This window comes from uncultured Clostridium sp. (assembly GCF_937920395.1).
In the GTDB taxonomy this organism is placed as follows: domain Bacteria; phylum Bacillota; class Clostridia; order Clostridiales; family Clostridiaceae; genus Clostridium_AD.
Map to the genome: position 1 here is coordinate 1 of NZ_CALEVF010000125.1, position 1,854 is coordinate 1,854.

Below are 1,854 nucleotides of genomic sequence, written 5' to 3' on the forward strand. Positions count from 1 at the left end.
ATCCGGCTCCTCATATTATCATTTACAGAATATAACTTATTGTAGATTTAAGTTCAAAAATACTTACGTATAGTTTGGGTTTAGGAAGATTAAAGTAACTCAACATTTTCCTAAATCCTGCCCATTTGTAACTTCTTCTTTGACTTCTTCTATTTAGCCATTTATATATTAGTAGCAATACTCTCTTTTCGTAGTTACGTATATTCTTCGTATTATCACTTATACCGTAGTACCTGTAATAGCCTGTTAATTTTTGCTTTAATTTCTTTATGATTTCAAAAAGAGGTAACGTTCTACTTTTAGTTATCCATTGTTTACATCTCATAAGGCTTGCTCTAAACTTTTTATTGCTTGTTCTTCTTTTAGTTCTATATCTCCCATCTTTATTACAACTACAGTAATGCGTGAATCCTAAGAAATCAAAAGTAGGTGGCTTTGGTCCACCTTTATTCTTATATTCATAGTACACTTTTGCTCCATAACTCATTATTTTGGTTTTATCCTCAGCAATTTCAAGATTAAATTTATTTAATCTCTTTCCTAACGCTAAATAATAAGCTTTAGCATCCTTTTCTGTTTCAAAGCATGCTATAAAGTCATCAGCGTATCTTACCAGATACGCCTTGCCACCACAATATTTCTTTACCACCTTTTCGAACCACAAATCAAGAACATAATGCAAATAAACGTTCGCAAGGCTTGGACTAATAATTCCACCCTGCGGGGTTCCCTCATAAACTTTATAAAACTTCCCTTGCTCCATTATCCCTGCTTTCAAAAATCTCCCGATTAGTCTTAGCAGGCTAGGATCTTTTATTCTTACCTCAAGAAATTTCATCATCCACTCATGGCTGACATGATCAAAAAAACCTTTAACATCTGCATCGACAACGTAATTTGTATTTTTCTTAGTAAGATATACGTCTAATATCTTGATAGCATCATGACAACTTCTATTTGGTCGAAACCCAAAGGAGCAATCCAGAAAGTCTTGCTCGTATATAGCAGTTAATATCTTATTTATCGCTAATTGTACTATTTTATCTTCATAAGCTGGGATTCCCAATGGTCTTTTATTTTCTGAATTTGACTTAGGAATATAAACTCTCTTAACCGGCTGAGGTTTATAAGTATGATTTTTCATACTTATAATTAAGTTATCTATATTTTCTTCCAAATTCACTTCGTACTCTTGCTTAGTAACATTATCTGTTCCTGTTGCTTTTCTACCATTAAGTTGTTTATGGCATTGCATTAGCATTTCCTTATCTATAAGATGAATCAACGATGTAAACTGTTCTTTTGGCTTTTCCTTAGCTATTTCTGCTATCCTATCTAGTTTTGTTAACATTCTTTTGTCCTCCTCTGTGTGAGGTAAATGTTTCCCTCTTCAAGGTCTATAATATGTTACACCCTTCCTTCCACAGACATTACTCTGTTTCATCGGTACTATGATGTAATCCGACTACTCAACGCCTTCAGAGTTCCTAGTTTATTAAGACTTGTTACCTCCTACTGCCGAAGCAGAGCAATTGAGTTCTCCCACGTTTACGTACTGTATTATTGTATATCATGCCGTGCTCTTAGGACTCCGGGAACCTCTTATTATTCTCGCATAGCGAATAATAAAATATTGACTTCTACACCCCGGAAGGCATCGTCGTTTCCAACTTCTATTTCGGAGCTCAATCACTTCAACCTTATGGCTTATGGCCTAATATCTGGTTTGCCTACACTTAACTATCTTCGTCACCTAAATAGCCCAAGGCTAACTTTATGGCTGTTTGCTAAACATTACCATGCAGGATTCCCACCTGCACTACAGGTACGCACTTCGTGGCGTACCCGGGGGTC

General features: G+C 35.5%; 1 protein-coding gene. It reads right to left on the reverse strand.

Features of this window, described 5'->3' with window-relative positions:
• Positions 1-22 precede the first annotated feature (22 nt).
• Positions 23-1,351, reverse strand: coding sequence for a group II intron reverse transcriptase/maturase (gene ltrA / locus Q0649_RS09795; protein ID WP_298840898.1), 1,329 nt, complete (start codon positions 1,349-1,351; stop codon positions 23-25).
• Positions 1,352-1,854 lie beyond the last annotated feature (503 nt).

Bases quoted from the DNA above. Each gene is read 5' to 3' on its own strand.
- ltrA (WP_298840898.1), bottom strand. From the start codon at position 1,351: ATGTTAACAAAACTAGATAGGATAGCAGAAATAGCTAAGGAAAAGCCA.